The following is a 19,565-nucleotide window of genomic DNA, read 5'->3' as shown; positions in this document are numbered from 1 at the left end:
AATCATCCTCCTGGTGGGGCCGGTTGTGTGGCTTCCAGGAGTTCGGCGAGTTCCACCAGGTCGGTGCCGGTGAGGCGGGGGAGAGCGCAGCCGGAGAGGGTGCGGCAGGCCTCCCGCCAGGACGGCGGGATCGACGCGCCGCCGCCCAGCGCTCCGGTGAGGGCGCCCGCCAGGGCGGGGGCGGAGTCGGCGACCCGGGAGAGGCAGGCCGCGGCCGGTACCGCTTCGGCGATACGGCCGTGCGACGCGGCGGTCAGGGCCAGGGCCACCGGGACCGTTTCGGCTGCGGCGATGCCGTAGCTGTAGACGTGGTCGACGATCTGGTGTTCGAGGAGAGGGATCAGGGTGAAGGCGGTCTCGGCGTCGGCGGCCAGCTTGAGTGCGAGGCGGGCGTTGCGGCCGATCTCCGTGGTCTCGGGGAGTTCGGTGAGGGCCGCATTGACGCAGGTCTCGACGTCCGCGCCGGCCAGGGCCAGGGCGAGTGCCGCCGCCATGGCCCGGGCGCCGTGCACGCCGTCGCCGTCCTGGGTGTAGCGGGCGTCGAACTCGGCCAGGTCGGCGGCGAGTCGGGGGGCGCCGGGGTGGGCCACGGCGAGTACGCAGGCCCGTACGCAGGCCGCGTCGTCGAAGTAGTGGGGGTTGTCGTGGCCGGTGGCGGGCGGGCGCAGGCCGGTGGCGAGGTTGCCGAGGCCGGCGCGGACGGAGATGCGGGCGCGCAGGGGGAGGACGGCGGATTCCACCTCCGGGGCGCGGTTCGCTGCGGCGGCGACTTCGGCGGCGACGGCGTTCCAGGTGAGGTCGATGGCGGCGCGGGTGCGGCGGTCGCGGGGGAGGTCGCCGAGGGCGGTGTCGTCGCCGGCGCGCAGGAGTGCCTCTGCGGCGAAGGCCGCCCACTCGGCGTCGTCGGAGGGGCCCAGGCGGAGGGGCTCGGGGGGTTGGTTCAGGGCGATGGGGACGGGGAGGGTGGTGGTGGCGTTCTGTTCGGCGAAGGTGTCGAGTTCGCGGGTGAGACGGCGGGTCCAGTCGGGCATACGGGCGGCTCGGTGGCGGGCGGCGGGCCAGCCGGCGGCGTCGCCCGCGGCGAGGCCGAGCAGGAGCCCGACGGTTCTTCCGGCCCTGGCGGGCCCGTGCGGGAGCCTGGCGCCGGACGCCTGGGCGAGCCCCTGCGGGGGCCTGGCGCCGGACGCCTGGGCGAGCCCCTGCGGGGGCCGGGCGTCGCCGACCGCCTCGGCTTCGCCATCGGCGGGTTCGTTCCCACCCGCACCACCCGTGCGACTTTCGTCGTCGGGTGCGGGTGGCCCCTCCGGGAGGTGCCCGGTGTCGGCGGCCGCTGGTTCGGTCGGCTCTGCCTTTCCCTCGTCCCAGGGAGCGGGCGGGCTCATCGGGATGTCTCCGTCTCGTCGGTCGTGGCCAGGGTGAAGGCGGTCGGATCCGGCAGCGGGCAGGCCTCGCGTGCGAGCACGTCCGGGGCGGGTTCCCGCGCGGCCGCGCGCTCGACCGGCACCAGCAGGTCCGCCACCTCCAGCACGTGGTGGCCCGCCATGGCCGGCAGGCAGCTGCCCCGTGCCGGGCCGATTGCCGTTGCCCAGTCCGGTGGGATTGCCGAGACCCCGTGGGTGGCCCCGGCCAGTGCGCCCGCCACCGCTGCCGTCGTGTCCGCGTCCCGGCCCATGTTGACCGCCGTGAGGACCGCGTCACGGAAGTCGCCGTCCGCCGCCGCGTAGGCGCCGAAGGCCAGGGCGACCGCCTCGGGGGCCAGGTCGGTCCAGGGGTAGCCGCCGATGACGACCGCCGAGCGGACCGCCCGTTCGCCGCGGTGGGCCACCGCGACGGCCCGGCGCAGCGAGCGGGCCGTCCAGGAGTCGTCCGGGACGACGGCCAGTGCGGAGGCCACGACGGCGAACGTCGGTGCGCCCGCCATCGCCGCGGCCACGCCCGCCGCGACCGCCTGGCCGCCGTAGATGCCCTCGCCGTCGTGGCTCACCGAGCCGTCGATCGCCGCCAGCCGGGCCGCCTCGGCGGGGCGGCCCGCGGCGAAGACGCCGAAGGGGGCCGCGCGCATGGCCAGGCCGTCGCTCCAGGCGTGGCGGTGCTGCGCCGAGATGGGGGCGGCGAGGCCGCGGCGGAGGTTCTCCAGGGTGCCGCGTTCGCTGAAGCCCGCGCCCCGGAAGGGACCTTCGTCGCGGTCCGCGATCCACTTGTGCCAGGCCGCGTCCACGTGCGCCGGGGTGAGTGCCGAGCCGTGCCGGGCCAGCAGCAGGCCGGAGAAGATCGCGTACTCGGTGTCGTCCGTGCCCGCCGGCTTGTCGGTCACGTAACCCGTGATGCGGCCCCAGCGGGCGCGGATCTCCGACGGCTTCAGGTTCTCCGCCGGAGCCCCCAGGGCGTCGCCGACGGCCAGGCCCAGCAGCGCGCCCCGGGCCCGCTCGCGGAGGTCGGTGGCGTTCCCGGGCGACGGGACCGAGGGAGTGCAGGCGATCGATGCCATACGCGGCCTCTCCGGGAGGGGGCTCGCACAGGGCGCGAACCCTTTGCCCATGTGTCCCACCGTCGGCGGTTGACCTGCGCCTCGGGCGGAGCCATGTCACCCGGTCGACATCTGTGCGCAGCCGCGCACGAGTGAGCACAGAGAGGTAAAGGTGCAGGTTAGCCGAGCCTTTCCTTGCTGGCGGGAGGGGAATTCGGAGCGTAGGTTCTGCTGTTGTCGAAGAGTAGAACTTGTCCAAAGTTAGCTTTGGCTTAGCTTCCCTGGGGGACCCCGCAATGGCGATCATCGAGACCGAGGCCGCGCTGCACGTGGCGCACCGCGACAACCACACGCACCGGGACGTCAACGGTGGTTGGCTTCGGCCCGCCGTGTTCGGGGCGATGGACGGGCTGGTCTCCAATCTCGCGCTGATGACCGGTGTCGCGGGTGGGGCCGTGGGGCAGCAGACCATCGTGCTGACCGGGCTTGCGGGGCTCGCCGCCGGCGCCTTCTCCATGGCTGCCGGGGAGTACACCTCCGTCGCCTCGCAGCGTGAGCTCGTCGAGGCCGAGCTGGACGTGGAGCGCAGGGAGCTGAGGAAGCACCCGCAGGACGAGGAGGCCGAGCTCGCTGCGCTCTACGAGGCCCGCGGCGTCGAGCCCGAGCTGGCGCGGGAAGTGGCCAGGCAGCTGTCGAAGGACCCCGAGCAGGCCCTGGAGATACACGCCCGCGAGGAGCTCGGCATCGACCCCGGGGACCTGCCCTCGCCGCTCGTCGCCGCCGTGTCCTCGTTCGGTTCCTTCGCGCTGGGCGCCCTGCTGCCCGTACTGCCCTATCTGCTCGGTGCGACCGCGCTGTGGCCGGCTCTGCTGCTCGCGTTCTTCGGGCTGTTCGCATGTGGTGCCGTGGTGGCCAAGGTGACCGCGCGGACCTGGTGGTTCAGCGGCCTCAGGCAGCTCGCCCTGGGGGCTGCGGCGGCCGGTGTGACGTACGCCCTGGGCATCGCGTTCGGAACGGCCGTAGGATAGGGCGGCTGCAAGTTATGCGATGGGCCGCATAAGTAGCCGTTACTCGCTGGTTTCGAATGCTTAACCACCGGGCATGAGCCGTAAGCGCTGTGGGCAATGAGGCCTGCCGCGCACCCGCGGGAAGAGCGACGCAGCCCTCCCCGTCTTTCGGGCCGACGGACATCGATCTGTCCCGCTCGGTCCCCATAGCTTCCACCGCAGGCGCGGTACCCGCACTGCAGCCGCGCGGTGTCCGCATGTTGGAACGGAATATCCCGGTTCCCGAGAACCGCTCCATCATGTAACCTGCACGAAATTTTGCACCCAGCAGAGGGCCAACGTCGTCCCTCGGCACTTGCGCCCCCAGAGCTTTAAGAGCCTGGGAGGTGCCCCCAGCCACTTGAGACGACGACGGGAGAGCCGATGCGTACGCCGCGCCAGCCGTCCCAGCACTCCGCGGATGGCCAGAACTGGTCCTTCATGGATGCTCGCCCTGCTGCGCAGGGTATGTACGACCCCCGCAACGAACGCGACGCGTGCGGCGTCGGCTTCGTGGCGACCCTCACCGGCGAGGCGTCCCACACCCTGGTCGAGCAGGCCCTGACGGTGCTGCGCAACCTCGAGCACCGCGGCGCCACCGGCTCCGAGCCCGACTCGGGTGACGGCGCCGGCATCCTCTCCCAGGTGCCCGACACCTTCTTCCGTGAGGTGGCCGGATTCGAGCTGCCCGAGGCGGGCGCCTACGCCGTCGGTATCGCCTTCCTGCCGGAGGACTCCACCGAGGACGCCGTCTCGCAGATCGAGACGATCGCCGCCGACGAGGGCCTCACCGTCCTCGGCTGGCGCGAGGTGCCGGTCGCGCCCGAACTGCTCGGTGCCACCGCCCGTTCGACGATGCCCGCCTTCCGGCAGATCTTCGTCACCGACAACGCCTCGGAGGGCATCGCCCTCGACCGCAAGGCCTTTGTGCTGCGCAAGCGCGCCGAGCGCGAGGCCGGTGTCTACTTCCCGTCGCTCTCCGCTCGCACCATTGTCTACAAGGGCATGCTGACCACCGGCCAGCTGGAGCCCTTCTTCCCGGACCTCTCCGACCGCCGCTTCGGCTCGGCCGTCGCCCTGGTCCACTCGCGCTTCTCCACGAACACCTTCCCGTCGTGGCCGCTCGCGCACCCGTACCGCTTCGTCGCGCACAACGGTGAGATCAACACCGTCAAGGGCAACCGCAACTGGATGGTCGCCCGCGAGTCGCAGCTGGTCTCGGACCTGTTCGGGGACAAGGGCCTGGAGCGGGTCTTCCCGATCTGCACGCCCGACGCCTCCGACTCCGCGTCCTTCGACGAGGTGCTCGAACTCCTGCACCTGGGCGGGCGTTCGCTGCCGCACTCCGTGCTGATGATGATCCCGGAGGCGTGGGAGAACCACGACTCCATGGACCCGGCCCGCCGCGCCTTCTACAACTTCCACTCCACGATGATGGAGCCCTGGGACGGCCCGGCCTGCGTCACCTTCACCGACGGCAAGCAGGTCGGCGCGGTCCTCGACCGCAACGGCCTTCGCCCCGGCCGCTACTGGGTGACCGACGACGGCCTGGTCGTCCTCGGCTCCGAGGTCGGCGTCCTCGACATCGACCCCGCCAAGGTCGTCCGCAAGGGCCGCCTGCAGCCCGGCAAGATGTTCCTCGTCGACACGGTCGAGCACCGCATCATCGAGGACGACGAGATCAAGGCGACCCTCGCGGCCGAGCTGCCGTACGCCGAGTGGATCGAGGCCGGTGAGATCGAGCTGGGCGACCTGCCCGAGCGCGAGCACATCGTCCACACCCACGCCTCGGTCACCCGCCGTCAGCAGACCTTCGGTTACACCGAGGAGGAGCTGCGCGTCATCCTCGCGCCGATGGCCAAGGCCGGTGCCGAGCCGATCGGTTCGATGGGCACGGACAGCCCGATCGCCGCTCTCTCCGAGCGTCCGCGGCTGCTCTTCGACTACTTCACCCAGCTGTTCGCGCAGGTCACCAACCCGCCGCTGGACGCGATCCGCGAGGAGCTCGTCACCTCGCTGCGCAGCTCCCTCGGTCCGCAGGGCAACCTGCTCGACCCGACGGCCGCCTCCTGTCGCAGCGTCGTCCTGCCCTTCCCGGTGATCGACAACGACGAGCTGGCCAAGCTCATCCACATCAACGCCGACGGCGACATGCCCGGCTTCAAGGCCGCGACTCTCTCCGGCCTGTACCGGGTCTCCGGCGGCGGCGACTCCCTCGCCGCGCGCATCGAGGAGATCTGCGCCGAGGCCGACGCCGCCATCGACAACGGCGCTCGGCTGATCGTCCTGTCGGACCGCCACTCGGACGCCGAGCACGCGCCGATCCCCTCGCTGCTGCTCACCGCGGCCGTCCACCACCACCTCATCCGCACCAAGCAGCGCACCCAGGTGGGCCTGCTGGTCGAGGCCGGCGACGTCCGCGAGGTCCACCACGTCGCCCTGCTCATCGGCTTCGGCGCCGCGGCCGTCAACCCGTACCTGGCGATGGAGTCCGTCGAGGACCTGGTCCGCGCGGGCACCTTCCTCTCGGGCATAGAGGCCGAGCAGGCCATCCGCAACCTGATCTACGCCCTCGGCAAGGGTGTTCTGAAGGTCATGTCCAAGATGGGCATCTCGACGGTCGCCTCCTACCGCGGCGCGCAGGTCTTCGAGGCCGTCGGTCTCGACGACGCCTTCGTCGAGAAGTACTTCAACGGCACGGCCACCAAGATCGGCGGCGTCGGCATCGACGTCATCGCCAAGGAGGTCGCCGCCCGCCATGCGAAGGCGTACCCGGCGAGCGGCATCGCGCCCGCCCACCGCGCCCTCGACATAGGCGGCGAGTACCAGTGGCGCCGCGAGGGTGAGCCGCACCTCTTCGACCCGGAGACGGTGTTCCGCCTCCAGCACTCCACGCGCACCGGCCGCTACGACGTCTTCAAGAAGTACACCGAGCGCGTCAACGAGCAGTCCGAGCGGCTGATGACGCTCCGCGGTCTCTTCGGCTTCAAGTCCGACCGCCCGTCGATCTCCATCGACGAGGTCGAGCCGGTCTCGGAGATCGTCAAGCGCTTCTCGACCGGTGCCATGTCGTACGGCTCCATCTCGCGCGAGGCGCACGAGACGCTCGCCATCGCCATGAACCAGTTGGGCGGCAAGTCCAACACCGGTGAGGGCGGCGAGGACCCGGACCGTCTCTACGACCCGGCCCGGCGCAGCGCCATCAAGCAGGTGGCCTCCGGCCGCTTCGGTGTGACCTCCGAGTACCTGGTCAACGCCGACGACATCCAGATCAAGATGGCCCAGGGCGCCAAGCCCGGCGAGGGCGGCCAGCTGCCCGGCCACAAGGTCTACCCCTGGGTCGCCAAGACCCGGCACAGCACCCCGGGCGTGGGCCTCATCTCCCCGCCGCCGCACCACGACATCTACTCCATCGAGGACCTGGCCCAACTGATCCACGACCTGAAGAACGCGAACCCGCAGGCGCGGATTCACGTCAAGCTGGTCTCCGAGGTCGGCGTCGGCACGGTTGCGGCGGGTGTGTCCAAGGCGCACGCGGACGTGGTGCTGATCTCCGGCCACGACGGTGGTACGGGTGCCTCGCCGCTGACCTCCCTGAAGCACGCGGGTGGTCCCTGGGAGCTCGGCCTCGCCGAGACCCAGCAGACGCTGCTGCTCAACGGCCTGCGCGACCGCATCGTCGTCCAGACCGACGGCCAGCTGAAGACCGGCCGTGACGTCGTCATCGCCGCGCTGCTCGGCGCCGAGGAGTTCGGTTTCGCGACCGCGCCGCTCGTCGTCTCCGGCTGCGTCATGATGCGCGTCTGCCACCTGGACACCTGCCCGGTCGGCATCGCCACCCAGAACCCGACCCTCAGGGACCGGTTCTCCGGCAAGGCCGAGTACGTCGTCAACTTCTTCCAGTACATCGCCGAAGAGGTCCGCGAGATCCTCGCCGAGCTGGGCTTCCGCACCATCGAGGAAGCCGTCGGCCACGCCGAGGCGCTCGACGTCACGCGCGCCGTCGACCACTGGAAGGCACAGGGCCTGAACCTGGAGCCGCTGTTCCACGTGCCCTCGCTGCCCGAGGGCGCGGTGCGCCACCAGGTCATCGCGCAGGACCACGGCCTGGAGAAGGCGCTCGACAACGAGCTGATCAAGCTCGCCGCCGACGCCCTGGCCGCGGACTCCGCGACCGACGCCCAGCCGGTGCGCGCGCAGGTCGCGATCCGCAACATCAACCGCACGGTCGGCACGATGCTCGGCCACGAGGTGACGAAGAAGTTCGGTGGCGCGGGCCTGCCCGACGACACCATCGACATCACCTTCACCGGCTCCGCGGGCCAGTCCTTCGGCGCCTTCCTGCCGCGCGGTGTCACGCTGCGCCTGGAGGGCGACGCCAACGACTACGTCGGCAAGGGCCTCTCCGGCGGCCGTGTGATCGTCCGCCCGGACCGGGGCGCCGACCACCTCGCCGAGTACTCGACGATCGCGGGCAACACCATCGCCTACGGCGCGACCGGCGGCGAGCTGTTCCTGCGCGGCCGTACCGGCGAGCGGTTCTGCGTCCGCAACTCCGGTGCCACGGTCGTCTCCGAGGGCGTGGGCGACCACGGTTGCGAGTACATGACCGGCGGTCGCGCGGTGGTCCTCGGCGAGACCGGCCGCAACTTCGCGGCCGGTATGTCCGGCGGTATCGCGTACGTGATCGACCTGGACGTCGACAACGTCAACGTCGGCAACGTCAGCGCCGTCGAGGCCCTCGACGACACCGACAAGCAGTGGCTGCACGACGTGGTGCGCCGCCACCAGGAGGAGACCGGCTCCACGGTCGCCGAGAAGATCCTCGCCGAGTGGGACACCGCGGTGGACCGCTTCAGCAAGATCATCCCCAGCACGTACAAGGCAGTGCTCGCCGCCAAGGACGCCGCCGAGCAGGCGGGACTCTCCGAGTCCGAGATCACCGAGAAGATGATGGAGGCGGCGATCAATGGCTGACCCGAAGGGCTTCCTGAACCACGGCCGTGAGGTCGCCAAGTCCCGCCCGGTCGACGTGCGTCTGAAGGACTGGAACGAGGTCTACGTCCCCGGTTCCCTGCTGCCGATCATCAGCAAGCAGGCCAGCCGGTGCATGGACTGCGGCATCCCCTTCTGCCACAACGGCTGTCCGCTGGGCAACCTCATCCCCGAGTGGAACGACTACGCCTACCGCGAGGACTGGTCGGCCGCGTCGGAACGCCTGCACGCGACGAACAACTTCCCGGAGTTCACGGGCCGGCTGTGCCCCGCTCCGTGCGAGTCGGCGTGTGTGCTGGGCATCAACCAGCCGCCGGTGACCATCAAGAACGTCGAGGTCTCGATCATCGACAAGGCGTGGGAGACCGGTGACGTCGCCCCGCAGATCCCCGAGCGCCTGTCTGGCAAGACGGTCGCGGTCATCGGCTCGGGCCCGGCCGGCCTGGCCGCCGCCCAGCAGCTGACCCGGGCGGGCCACACCGTCGCCGTCTACGAGCGCGCGGACCGCATCGGAGGCCTTCTCCGGTACGGCATCCCCGAGTTCAAGATGGAGAAGCGGCACATCAACCGCCGTATCGAGCAGATGCGCGCGGAGGGCACCCGCTTCCGTACCGGGATCGAGATCGGCCGCGACCTCAAGGCGACCGACCTGAAGAAGCGCTACGACGCGATCGTCATCGCCGCCGGTGCCACCACCGCCCGTGATCTCCCCGTCCCCGGCCGGGAGTTGAAGGGCATCTACCAGGCGATGGAGTACCTGCCCCTGTCGAACAAGGTCCAGGAGGGCGACTACGTCACCTCCCCGATCTCGGCCGAGGGCAAGCACGTCGTGGTCATCGGCGGCGGCGACACCGGCGCGGACTGCGTGGGCACCGCCCACCGCCAGGGCGCGGCCTCCGTCACGCAGCTGGAGATCATGCCCCGCCCGAACGACGAGCGGAACAACGTCACCCAGCCGTGGCCGACGTTCCCGATGCTCTACAAGGTCACGTCCGCGCACGAGGAGGGCGGCGAGCGGGTCTACTCCGTCTCCACCACCCACTTCGAGGGCGACGAGGACGGCAACGTCCAGTGGCTGCACCTCACCGAGGTCGAGTTCATCGAGGGCAAGCTGACCCCGAAGCCGGGCACGGAGCGCAAGATCCCCGCCCAGCTGGTGACGCTGGCGATGGGCTTCACGGGCACCGACCGGGAGAACGGCCTGGTCGAGCAGTTCGGCCTGGAGCTCGACGAGCGCGGCAACATCGCCCGTGACGCCGACTTCCAGACCAACGTGCCCGGCGTGTTCGTCGCCGGTGACGCGGGCCGCGGCCAGTCCCTCATCGTGTGGGCGATCGCGGAGGGCCGCTCGGCCGCCCGCGGCACCGACCGCTTCCTCACGGGCGCCAGCGACCTGCCGGCCCCGATCCGCCCGACGGACCGGGCTCTGATGGCCTGACGGTCCCTCATATACGTCCCGTACAAAGGCGTACGGAACACTGACGGCGCCTGCCCGACTGTCCCCGACCGGACGCCTGGGCAGGCGTCGTTTCATGTCCGCCTCCGGCCGGGCCTACTCGTACCAGACACCCTGAAGCGGGCCGCGCTGGGTGACGGCCCGTGCCCCGGGTGGTACGACGGCCCTGCTCCGGTCGCCGCGGACGTGCTGGTAGAGCGTGGGCGTGGGCAGCCCGACGGTCTGGATCCAGCCCTTGCCGTGCACATGGCCGACCGCGATCAGCTCCTCCGCCTGACCTGCCGGAGCCAGGTCCTTGCGGTACAGCTGGCCGATCGTCTGGTCGTCGTCGGCATAGGCGAAGCGTGCCGCGTACGCGTATCGGTCGTCGTTCAGCCAGACGTACAGCACGACGGGCTTGTCCAGCACCGACCGGAACCACCCCGCCGACCGGTCGGCCAGCTCATCGACCGTGCCGGTGGCCTCCAGCGCCCAGACGGAGGGGCGGTCGGGCAGGAAGAACAGCTGGTTGTGCAGACGGTCACCGCGGACGCGGCCGCCGTAGAAGTGCAAGCCGACGTCGATCAGATGGAGTGGCGCCTCGGGGTCGCCGAAGGACAGGCAGGCGACCAGCGCATCGTCGGTCCGATCGAGCCAGCCGTCGACGCCGGCCTCGGCCCAACCGGCGGTGCGCTCGCGCAGCGCGGCCGCGAAGGCGCGGTCCTCGTCGGTCAACTCGAGCTCATCGTCGTCTTCCGGTTCGATGACGAACCACGGATGCTCAGGCATGGCCCGAAGCGTACGGTCGGCCCCGCCGGCCGGACACCCGGTTTTCCCGTGCCCCGTCAGGCCGCCAGTTCCGTGGCCTTCGCGACCGTCAGGATCACCAGGAGCGCCAGCAGGGCGACGCAGGCGCCCGCGTGGACGAGGTTGCGGCGCCGGTCGCGGGGCGCGTACGCGTAGGCGAGGGTCACCACGCCGCCGGCCAGCAGCCCGCCGAGGTGGCCCTGCCAGGACGTGACGAACGCGGAGATCACCAGCCACAGCAGCAGGCCGCCCATGAACTGGTTGACGGACCTCATGTCGGCGCCCAGCCGCCGGGCCATCACGTAGTACGCGGCACCGAGCCCGAAGATCGCGCCCGAGGCGCCGACCGCGGCCTGGTCGGGGGCGATCAGCAGGACCAGCACGGAGCCGCCCAGCGCCGACAGGACGTAGAGGGCGATGTAGCGGATCCGGCCGAGCTGGGACTCGACCACCCGGCCGATGTTCCACAGCGCGACCATGTTCATCACGATGTGCGCGATCCCGAACGTCCCCCCGGTGGGCGGCAGATGCAGGAACGCCCCGGTGAGCAGGCGGTACCACTCGCCGCCGACCACCCCTTCGAGGTGGAAGTCGGCGGGGTAGTTGGCCACCCATACGTAGTGGCCGCCGTCGGGTCCGAGCAGTCCTCGGCCCAGCATCTCGAACCTGTCCACGATCGACGGACGCACCAACTCGCCCAGGTAGGCGAGGACGTTCAGCGCGATGAGCACATACGTGACCATGGGCGCCGAGGTGATCCGGCCGCCGAAGGCCGTCCGCGCCTGCCGTACCGACCGTGCGCCCTCCTTCACGCACTCCACGCACTGGTGGCCGACGGCCGCCTCTCGCATGCAGTCCGGGCAGATGTACCGGTCGCAGCGGGTGCAGCGGACGTGGGACTCCACCTTGGGATGGCGGTAGCAGGTGGTGACGGTGGACTCGGATTCCACAGCCGGCTCCTCGGAGGGGGTGGGACGGGCGGCGAGCCGGTGGGGACGGCGGCGAACAAAATAGCGAACGCCTGTGGGTGGTGGGAGGAGTGGGGTCGGTGTGACGTAACCTCGGCACGAACGAAGGGGGGAGCATGGCCGCGATCAGTCTCCGCAAGATCGAAGAAACCGCGCCCGCGCTGGTCAGCCTGTACAAGAGCGCCGGGGTGTCGCTCCAGAAGCACGGGCTGGACGGGCTGCGGGCGGCGGTGTACCTCGTCGTCGACTACTCCGGCTCGATGAAGCCGTACTACACGGACGGCAGTGTGCAGGCACTCGCCGACCGGGTGCTGGGGCTGTCCGCGCATCTCGACGACGACGGTCGCGTGCCGGTGGTCTTCTTCTCGACGGACGTCGACGCCGAGACCGACATCGCGCTCGCCGGTCACGAAGGCCGGATCGAGAAGATCGTGGCCGGGCTCGGGCACATGGGCAAGACCAGCTATCACCTGGCGATGGACGCGGTCATCGACCACTACCTGGACAGCGGTTCGACCGCCCCCGCCCTCGTCGTCTTCCAGACCGACGGCGGCCCGATCAACAAGCTCGCCGCGGAGCGCTATCTGTGCAAGGCGGCCAGGCTGCCGCTGTTCTGGCAGTTCGTGGGCTTCGGGGATCCGGGCAGCAAGCAGTTCGACTTCCTGCGCAAGCTCGACGAGCTGGCGGTGCCGCACAAGCGGGTCGTCGACAACGCAGGGTTCTTCCACGCCGGATCGGATCCGGGGCAGGTGACCGACGCGGAACTGTACGACCGGCTGGTCGGGGAGTTCCCGACGTGGCTGGCCGCCGCGCGGGCCAAGGGGATCGTGCGGTCGGTCTGAGAGCCCGTGAGGGGCGCAAGTCACTCGTACGGCTGCTCTCACAGTTGGCTTACCCGGGACGCCGTGCCACCCTGAGGATGATCCGACGGGGAGGCGACGAACGTATGGACGGCGCACGATCGGGGAACCAGGCGGCAGGAGCCACGCGCAGGGAGCCGGCGGGCACGGGTGAGAAGCTGGCGGACTGGGCCGACGGGCGGCTGGGTCTGTACGGGCTGGCCAAGGCCAACATGCGCAAGGTCTTCCCGGACCACTGGTCCTTCATGCTGGGGGAGGTCTGTCTCTACAGCTTTCTCATCCTGATCCTCACCGGCATCTATCTCACCCTGTTCTTCGAGCCGAGCGGCGTCGAGGTGATCTACCACGGCTCGTACGTCCCGCTCAACGGCGTCCCGATGACCCGGGCCTACGAGTCCACGCTCGACATCAGCTTCGATGTGCGCGGCGGGCTGCTGATCCGGCAGATCCACCACTGGGCGGCGCTGGTCTTCGTCACCGGCATGCTCGTGCACATGATGCGGGTGTTCTTCACCGGGGCGTTCCGCAAGCCGCGCGAGCTCAACTGGCTGTTCGGCTGGACCCTGCTGTTCCTCGGCATCATCACCGGTCTGACCGGCTACTCGCTCCCCGACGACCTGCTGTCCGGCACCGGCATCCGCTTCGCCGACGGTGCGATCCTGTCCGTCCCGATCGTCGGCACGTACCTGTCGTTCTTCCTCTTCGGCGGGGAGTTCCCGGGGCACGACATCATCTCGCGGCTCTTCCCGGTCCATGTCCTGCTGCTGCCGGGGATCATGCTGGGCCTGGTCGTCGCCCATCTGATCCTGGTCTTCTACCACAAGCACACCCAGTACCCGGGGCCCGGACGCGACCAGAAGACGGTCGTCGGCATGCCCTTCCTGCCGGTCTACATGGCCAAGGCGGGCGGCTTCTTCTTCCTCGTCTTCGGCGTGCTGGCCTTCATGGGCGGCATCGCCAGCATCAACCCCGTGTGGGCCTTCGGCCCCTACCGCCCGGACCTGGTGACCACGGGAGCCCAGCCCGACTGGTATCTCGGCTTCTCCGAGGGCCTGATCCGGGTGATGCCGGGATGGGAGCTCAACTTCTGGGGCCACACCCTCGAGCTCGGCGTCTTCATCCCCTTCTCGCTCTTCCCGCTGCTGCTGCTCGCCCTCGGTCTGTATCCCTTCCTCGAGGCATGGATCACCGGCGACAAACGCGAGCACCACATCCTGGACCGGCCGCGCAACATGCCGGTCCGCACCGGGCTGGGCGCGGCCTGGCTGGCCCTGTACGTCGTGCTGCTGATCGGCGGCGGCAACGACATCGTGGCCACCCATCTGCATCTGTCCATCAACTCGATCACCTGGTTCGTGCGGGTCTCCTTCTTCGTGGCGCCGGTCGTCACGTTCCTCGTCACCAAACGGGTCTGCATGGGCCTGCAGCGCAAGGACCGGGACAAGGTGCTGCACGGCAGGGAGAGCGGCACCATCAAACGGCTGCCGCACGGCGAGTTCGTCGAGGTCCACGAGCCCCTCGCGCAGGACCAGCTGTTCACCCTCACCCAGCACGAGCAGAACCCGCCCTACGAGATCGGCCCGCTCGTCGACGCGAACGGCGTACGGCGGCCGGTGAAGCCGGGGCAGCGGGCACGCGCCCGGCTGGCCCGATTGATGTTCGGTTCGGAGTCGCACATCCCGAAGCCGACGGTGGAGGAGTTCCGGGAACTCACCAGCGGCGATCACCACCACTGAGGACCAGGGCCCGGCACTCCTGCGGCCCGCCCCACGCGGTGCGCAGGGCGCGGGCCTTGGTCAGCCACAGGGACAGGTCGTACTCCGCGGTGTAGCCGATCGCGCCGTGCAGCTGCAGTGCGGTACGCGCGGTGGCGTACGCCGCCTCGGATGCGGTGACCTTGGCGGCGGCGACATCGGCGGGAGCCATGGTGAGCGCGGCCCCGAACAACAGGGGGCGGGCGAACTCCAACGCGATCTTCGCGTCGGCCAGGTGATGCTTGACGGCCTGGAAGGAGCCTATGGGGACGCCGAACTGGGTGCGCTGCCCGACGTAGGCGACGGTTCTGTCCAGGAGCGCCAGTCCGACGCCGAGGCACTGGGCGGCAGCGGCGAGGCGACCCCAGGTCAGGCCATGGGCGGCGGCCTCGGCGACCTGCGGACCGACAGCGAGCAGTTCCCCTCCGTGCGCCGGCGCGAAGAGGCGGCGGGCGGGGTCGAGGGAGGGGTGCGGGCGGCCGGGCGGGGGAGCGAGGCGCAGTTCGGCGTCCCTTGCCGCCACGGTCAGCCGTACGTCCGCCATGTCCGCGTCCAGCGCATACGGTCCCGTCGCGAGCGTCGCCGCCGACTCGCCGGAGGCCAGCGCGGGCAGCAGGCGTTTGGCCGGACCCGTGTCGTCCAGCGCGGCGAGCAGGGCCGCCGCCGCGACCGTCTCCACCACCGGTCCCGGTACCGCATGCCGCCCCAACTCGACGAACGCGACGGCGAGTTCGACGGGACGGGGCCCCAGGCCGCCGTACTCCTCGGGGACCGCCAGGGCGAAGACGCCCGCGTCCGCGAGACGGGACCACAGCGCGCGGCCCCTCGTGTGCTCGCCGCGGCTCCAGTCCCGTACGACTGAAGGCGTGTCGGCGGCTGTCAGCATGGCGTCGAGGGAGGCCGCGAACGCGCGCTGCTCTGCGTCAAGGAGGAACCGCATCAGTAGCATCCCTTCGCAACCTCGGCGCAACGTCGGGTGGGCGAATTTGCGCTGCGGATCGGCCGCGCCCCAAAGGGGCGCGGGGCTGTGACATGTGCGGCACCGCCGCGCGGGCGCGACCAGCCACGACGGCGCCGCAGACGATGAACGACCCACCGTGGACCCGCGGCGGAGCCGCACACTGGCACGCCCAGCAGAGGGCAAGGCATCAGCGGCGCCCCTTCGGCAGGCCGAGCAGCCGCTCGGCGATGATGTCGCGCTGGATCTCGTTCGTGCCCGCGTAGATCGGGCCGGCGAGGGAGAAGACATAGCCCCCGGCCCACTCCGAGTCCGCCGCCTCGCCCTGCTCGCCGAGCAGGTCGAGAGCCGTCTCGTGCAGCGCGATGTCGTACTCGGACCAGAAGACCTTGTTCAGGCTGGACTCCGGGCCGATGGAGCCGCACTCCAGGAAGCGGGAGGCGGCGGCGAAGGTGAAGAGCCGGTAGGCCCGCGCGCCGATCAGGGCGTGCGCCACCTGGGCCTGGGCGGAGGGCGGGCATCCCTGCTGTTGCCAGAGACGGCGCAGCCGGTCAGCCGCCGCCAGGAAACGGCCGGGGGAGCGGAGCATCAGCCCCCGCTCGTTGCCCGCCGTCGACATCGCTATCCGCCAGCCCTCGCCGGGCGCGCCGATCACGTCCTCGTCCGGCACGAACACCTCGTCAAGGAAGAGCTCGGCGAACGCCGGTTTCCCGTCGAGGCGGCCGATCGGACAGACCGTGACACCGGGTGCGCGCAGGTCGAACATCAGATAGGTCAGCCCCTGGTGGGGCTTGGGGGCCTCCGGGTCGCTGCGGAACAGGCCGAAGGCACGGTCCGCGAAGGCGGCACGCGACGACCACGTCTTGTGCCCGCTCAGCAGCCAGCCGCCGTCCGTACGCATCGCCTTCGACCGCAGGGACGCCAGGTCCGAGCCCGCCTCCGGCTCCGACCAGGCCTGCGCCCACACCACCTCGCCCGTGGCCATGGGCGGCAGCACGCGCGCTCTCTGCTCCTCGCTGCCGTGGTCGAACAGGGTCGGCGCGAGCAGACTGATCCCGTTCTGGCCGACCCGGCCCGGGGCCCCCGCCGCCCAGTACTCCTCCTCGAAGATCAGCCACCGGATCAGGCCGGAGTCCCTTCCGCCGTACGCCGTCGGCCAGTTGACGACCGACCAGCGGTCCGCGGCCAGTTCCGCCTCCCACGCGCGGTGGGCCGCGAAGCCCTCCGCGGTCTCCAGGGACGGCAGAGGAGCGCGCGGCACCCGGTCCGCGAGCCAGGCCCGGGCCTCGGCGCGGAAGGCCTCCTCTTCCTGCGTGAAGGCGAGATCCATCAGCTGCCATCCTTCCCTAACAAGTGTTTGGTAGGTTAGCGTGGGGCTATGACAGTCGTCGAGAGTCCCGTGTACGAGCCGGGGCACGGGCTGCTGAAGGGGCGCACCGCCGTCATCACCGCGGCGGCCGGAGCGGGCATCGGCGGCGCGACCGCACGGCGCTTCCTGGAGGAGGGCGCGCGCGTGCTGATCGGCGACGCGCATGTGCGGCGCCTCAAGGAGTACGAGGCGGAGCTGGCCGGCGAGTTCGGGGCGGAGTCGGTGGGTGCGGTGGTGTGCGACGTGACCGACGAGTCGCAGGTGCAGGAACTCTTCGACACGGCCGTGCGGGAGCACGGGCGGCTGGACGTCGTGGTCAACAACGCCGGTCTGGGCGGCACTTCGGACCTCGTCGACATGAGCGACGAGCAGTGGACCCGCGTCCTCGACGTGACGTTGAACGGCACCTTCCGGTGCACACGGGCGGCGTTGCGGCTGATGCGGGCGGACGGACGCGGCGGAGTGATCGTCAACAACGCCTCGGTGGTCGGCTGGCGCGCCCAGGCCGGTCAGGCCCACTACGCCGCGGCGAAGGCGGGCGTGATGGCGCTGACCCGGTGCGCGGCGATCGAGGCCGCCGAGTACGGGGTGCGGGTCAACGCCGTCTCGCCGAGCCTCGCCATGCACCCGCACCTGGTGAAGGTGACGACGCCCGAACTGCTGGAGGAACTGACCGCACACGAGGCCTTCGGCCGGTACGCACAGCCCTGGGAGGTGGCCAACGTGATCGTGTTCCTGGCGTCCGGCTACTCCTCGTACATGACCGGAGAAGTCGTCTCCGTCAGCAGCCAGCACGCCTGAGGACCGGAGCGGACGACAATGGACCCGTGCCGACCAAGAAGAAGCCCCAGGTGACCGCCGCACCCGCCCGGCGCCGCGAACTCCTCGACACCGCCGCAGAGGTCTTCGCCGAGCAGGGCTACAACGCCACCACCGTACGCAAGATCGCGGACCACGCGGGCATGCTCGCGGGCAGCCTCTACTACCACTTCGACTCCAAGGAATCGATGCTGGAGGAGATCCTGCGGACCTTCCTCGACGAGCTCTGGGGCGGCTACGACACCGTCCTGGACGCCGAGCTGGGACCGCGGGAGACGCTGGAGGCCCTGGTCACCGAGTCGTTCCGGGAGATCGACCGGCACCGCGCCGCCGTCGCGATCTACCAGAAGGAGAGCAAGCAGCTGCTCGCGCAGGAGCGGTTCGCGTTTCTCGCGGAGTCGCAGCGCAAGTTCGAGAAGGCGTGGCTGTCCACGCTGGAGCGCGGGGTGGCCGCCCAGGTCTTCCGGGCGGACCTGGACGTCCGGCTCACCTACCGGTTCGTGCGCGACACCGTGTGGGTGGCCGCGTCCTGGTACCGGCCCGGCGGGCAGCACAGCCCGGAGGAGATCGCCCGGCAGTATCTGTCGATGGTGCTGGACGGGATCGCGGTACGCGAATAGCCCTTTCTGCTGAGGGAGTTGACATGGCCGAGGCCTACATCGTCGAAGCGGTCCGTACGCCTGTGGGGCGGCGCGGGGGCGGACTGAGCGGCGTCCATCCCGCCGACCTCGGTGCCCATGTGCTGAAGGAACTGATGACCCGCTCCGGGGTGGATCCGGCCGCCGTCGAGGACGTCGTGTTCGGCTGTCTGGACGCGGTGGGGCCGCAGGCGGGGGACATCGCGCGGACCTGCTGGCTGGCGGCGGGGTTGCCCGAGGAGGTGCCGGGCGTGACGATCGACCGGCAGTGCGGTTCCTCGCAGCAGGCCGTGCACTTCGCGGCGCAGGCCGTGCTGTCGGGCACGCAGGACCTGGTGGTCGCCGGCGGCGTGCAGAACATGTCGCAGATCCCGATCGCCTTCGCGACCCGCCAGGCCGCCGAGCCCCTGGGGTTCACCGAAGGCCCCTTCGCGGGTAGCGAGGGCTGGCGCGCACGGTACGGGGACCAGCCGGTGAACCAGTTCGTCGGCGCCGAGATGATCGCCGCGAAGTGGGGGATCAGCCGTGGGGACCAGGAGGAGTTCGCGCTCAGGTCCCATCAGCGGGCGCTGCGGGCCATCGACGAGGGCCGCTTCGACCGCGAGACCGTCGCCTACGGCCCGGTCGCCGTGGACGAGGGCCCGCGCCGGGACACCTCCCTGGAGAAGATGGCCGGGCTCAAGCCGGTTCTCGACGGCGGCACCATCACCGCCGCCTGCTCCTCGCAGGTGTCCGACGGGGCGGCGGCGATGCTGCTCGCCTCGGAGCGGGCGGTACGCGAGCACGGACTGACGCCACGCGCGCGCGTGCACCACCTGTCCGTGCGCGGCGAGGACCCGATCCGCATGCTCTCCGCCCCGATACCGGCCACCGCCCACGCCCTGAAGAAGACCGGCCTGTCGATCGACGACATCGACCTCGTCGAGATCAACGAGGCCTTCGCGCCGGTCGTCCTCGCCTGGCTGAAGGAGACCGCCGCCGACCCGGACAAGGTCAACGTCAACGGCGGCGCGATCGCCCTCGGCCATCCCCTGGGCGCGACGGGCGTCAAGCTGATGACGACCCTCCTGCACGAACTGGAGCGCACGGGGGGCCGTTTCGGCCTGCAGACGATGTGCGAGGGCGGCGGCCAGGCAAACGTGACGGTCATCGAGAGGCTGTGAGGGGGCGGCGAGCGCTCAGCCATCCACTCCGGCGGACGGAGTCCGGCGCAGCTCCCGAAGCTTGTGAGGCCCCTGGGCCGTGCGGTGCGAGGGGTCGTGGGGAGGGTGCCGGTGTGTGAGGGGGTGGTCAGGCGAATGTGATGGTCGTCGAGGGGCTGTGAGGCGGGGGCGAGTGCTCAGCCATCCACTCCGGCGGACGGAGTCCGGCGCAGCTCCCGAAGCTTGTGAGGCCCCTGGGCCGTGCGGTGCGAGGGGTCGTGGGGAGGGTGCCGGTGTGTGAGGGGGT

Annotated in this window: 14 protein-coding genes; 8 read left to right on the top strand and 6 right to left on the bottom strand. The window is 70.7% G+C overall.

Translation table 11 applies throughout. The features are described 5' to 3' along the window. Positions 1-2: 2 nt before the first annotated feature. Together EDD92_RS13385 and EDD92_RS13380 are read right to left on the bottom strand one after the other, a co-directional pair. On the bottom strand, positions 3-1,382 hold the full coding sequence (locus EDD92_RS13385) for an ADP-ribosylglycohydrolase family protein (RefSeq protein ID WP_260326525.1): 1,380 nt from the start codon (positions 1,380-1,382) through the stop codon (positions 3-5). Beyond that, a complete protein-coding gene (locus EDD92_RS13380; protein ID WP_123964519.1) occupies positions 1,379-2,488 on the bottom strand; it encodes an ADP-ribosylglycohydrolase family protein in 1,110 nt (369 codons plus the stop codon). The genes EDD92_RS13385 and EDD92_RS13380 overlap by 4 nt, the downstream gene beginning before the upstream one ends. Positions 2,489-2,763: 275 nt before the next feature. Between EDD92_RS13380 and EDD92_RS13375 the strand changes: the two genes are divergently transcribed. The 3 genes from EDD92_RS13375 (at position 2,764) to EDD92_RS13365 (ending at position 9,946) form a co-directional block, all read left to right on the top strand. Further along, the gene (locus tag EDD92_RS13375; protein WP_123964518.1) at positions 2,764-3,495 is read left to right on the top strand and encodes a VIT1/CCC1 transporter family protein; all 732 of its coding nucleotides are present in this window, start codon (positions 2,764-2,766) and stop codon (positions 3,493-3,495) included. Between the two features lie 402 nt (positions 3,496-3,897). Further along, a complete protein-coding gene (gene gltB, locus EDD92_RS13370; RefSeq protein ID WP_123964517.1) occupies positions 3,898-8,490 on the top strand; it encodes a glutamate synthase large subunit in 4,593 nt (1,530 codons plus the stop codon). Next, positions 8,483-9,946, top strand: coding sequence for a glutamate synthase subunit beta (locus EDD92_RS13365; protein WP_123964516.1), 1,464 nt, complete (start codon positions 8,483-8,485; stop codon positions 9,944-9,946). Before gltB ends, EDD92_RS13365 begins: the two co-directional genes overlap by 8 nt. Positions 9,947-10,060: 114 nt before the next feature. On the opposite strand, the gene EDD92_RS13360 is transcribed toward EDD92_RS13365, so the two are convergent. Then, positions 10,061-10,732: a hypothetical protein gene (locus EDD92_RS13360; RefSeq protein WP_123964515.1), complete on the bottom strand. Its 672-nt coding sequence runs from the start codon at positions 10,730-10,732 to the stop codon at positions 10,061-10,063. Positions 10,733-10,788: 56 nt separating this feature from the next. Beyond that, positions 10,789-11,700 carry a rhomboid family intramembrane serine protease gene (locus EDD92_RS13355; RefSeq protein ID WP_123964514.1) on the bottom strand — a complete coding sequence of 304 codons (912 nt, stop codon included), beginning with the start codon at positions 11,698-11,700 and terminating at the stop codon, positions 10,789-10,791. Between the two features lie 134 nt (positions 11,701-11,834). Here EDD92_RS13355 and EDD92_RS13350 point away from each other — a divergent pair, with 134 nt between their 5' ends. Together EDD92_RS13350 and EDD92_RS13345 are read left to right on the top strand one after the other, a co-directional pair. Next, positions 11,835-12,560 (top strand): VWA domain-containing protein, encoded by a 726-nt coding sequence (locus EDD92_RS13350; protein ID WP_123964513.1) that lies wholly within the window; start codon positions 11,835-11,837, stop codon positions 12,558-12,560. A gap of 104 nt (positions 12,561-12,664) precedes the next feature. Continuing rightward, on the top strand, positions 12,665-14,314 hold the full coding sequence (locus tag EDD92_RS13345; RefSeq protein WP_123964512.1) for a cytochrome bc complex cytochrome b subunit: 1,650 nt from the start codon (positions 12,665-12,667) through the stop codon (positions 14,312-14,314). On the opposite strand, the gene EDD92_RS13340 is transcribed toward EDD92_RS13345, so the two are convergent. Together EDD92_RS13340 and EDD92_RS13335 are read right to left on the bottom strand one after the other, a co-directional pair. Next, positions 14,289-15,272 (bottom strand): acyl-CoA dehydrogenase family protein, encoded by a 984-nt coding sequence (locus EDD92_RS13340; RefSeq protein WP_123964511.1) that lies wholly within the window; start codon positions 15,270-15,272, stop codon positions 14,289-14,291. The genes EDD92_RS13345 and EDD92_RS13340 overlap by 26 nt on opposite strands. A gap of 208 nt (positions 15,273-15,480) precedes the next feature. Then, a complete protein-coding gene (locus EDD92_RS13335) occupies positions 15,481-16,620 on the bottom strand; it encodes an acyl-CoA dehydrogenase family protein (protein ID WP_123964510.1) in 1,140 nt (379 codons plus the stop codon). A gap of 48 nt (positions 16,621-16,668) precedes the next feature. Between EDD92_RS13335 and EDD92_RS13330 the strand changes: the two genes are divergently transcribed. Genes EDD92_RS13330 through EDD92_RS13320 form a run of 3 tightly spaced genes read left to right on the top strand, consistent with a single transcriptional unit; the run spans position 16,669 to position 19,279 of the window. After that, positions 16,669-17,460, top strand: coding sequence for an SDR family oxidoreductase (locus tag EDD92_RS13330; RefSeq protein ID WP_123964509.1), 792 nt, complete (start codon positions 16,669-16,671; stop codon positions 17,458-17,460). Between the two features lie 26 nt (positions 17,461-17,486). Further along, positions 17,487-18,098, top strand: coding sequence for a TetR/AcrR family transcriptional regulator (locus EDD92_RS13325; protein ID WP_030933001.1), 612 nt, complete (start codon positions 17,487-17,489; stop codon positions 18,096-18,098). A gap of 23 nt (positions 18,099-18,121) precedes the next feature. Further along, positions 18,122-19,279, top strand: coding sequence for an acetyl-CoA C-acetyltransferase (locus tag EDD92_RS13320; protein WP_123964508.1), 1,158 nt, complete (start codon positions 18,122-18,124; stop codon positions 19,277-19,279). The last annotated feature ends 286 nt before the right edge of the window (positions 19,280-19,565 follow it).

Source organism: Streptomyces sp. TLI_185 (assembly GCF_003814765.1).
Taxonomy (GTDB): Bacteria; Actinomycetota; Actinomycetes; order Streptomycetales; family Streptomycetaceae; genus Streptomyces.
The sequence above is the reverse complement of the archived record's forward strand: the minus strand, read 5'-3'. Positions and strand labels throughout refer to the sequence as shown.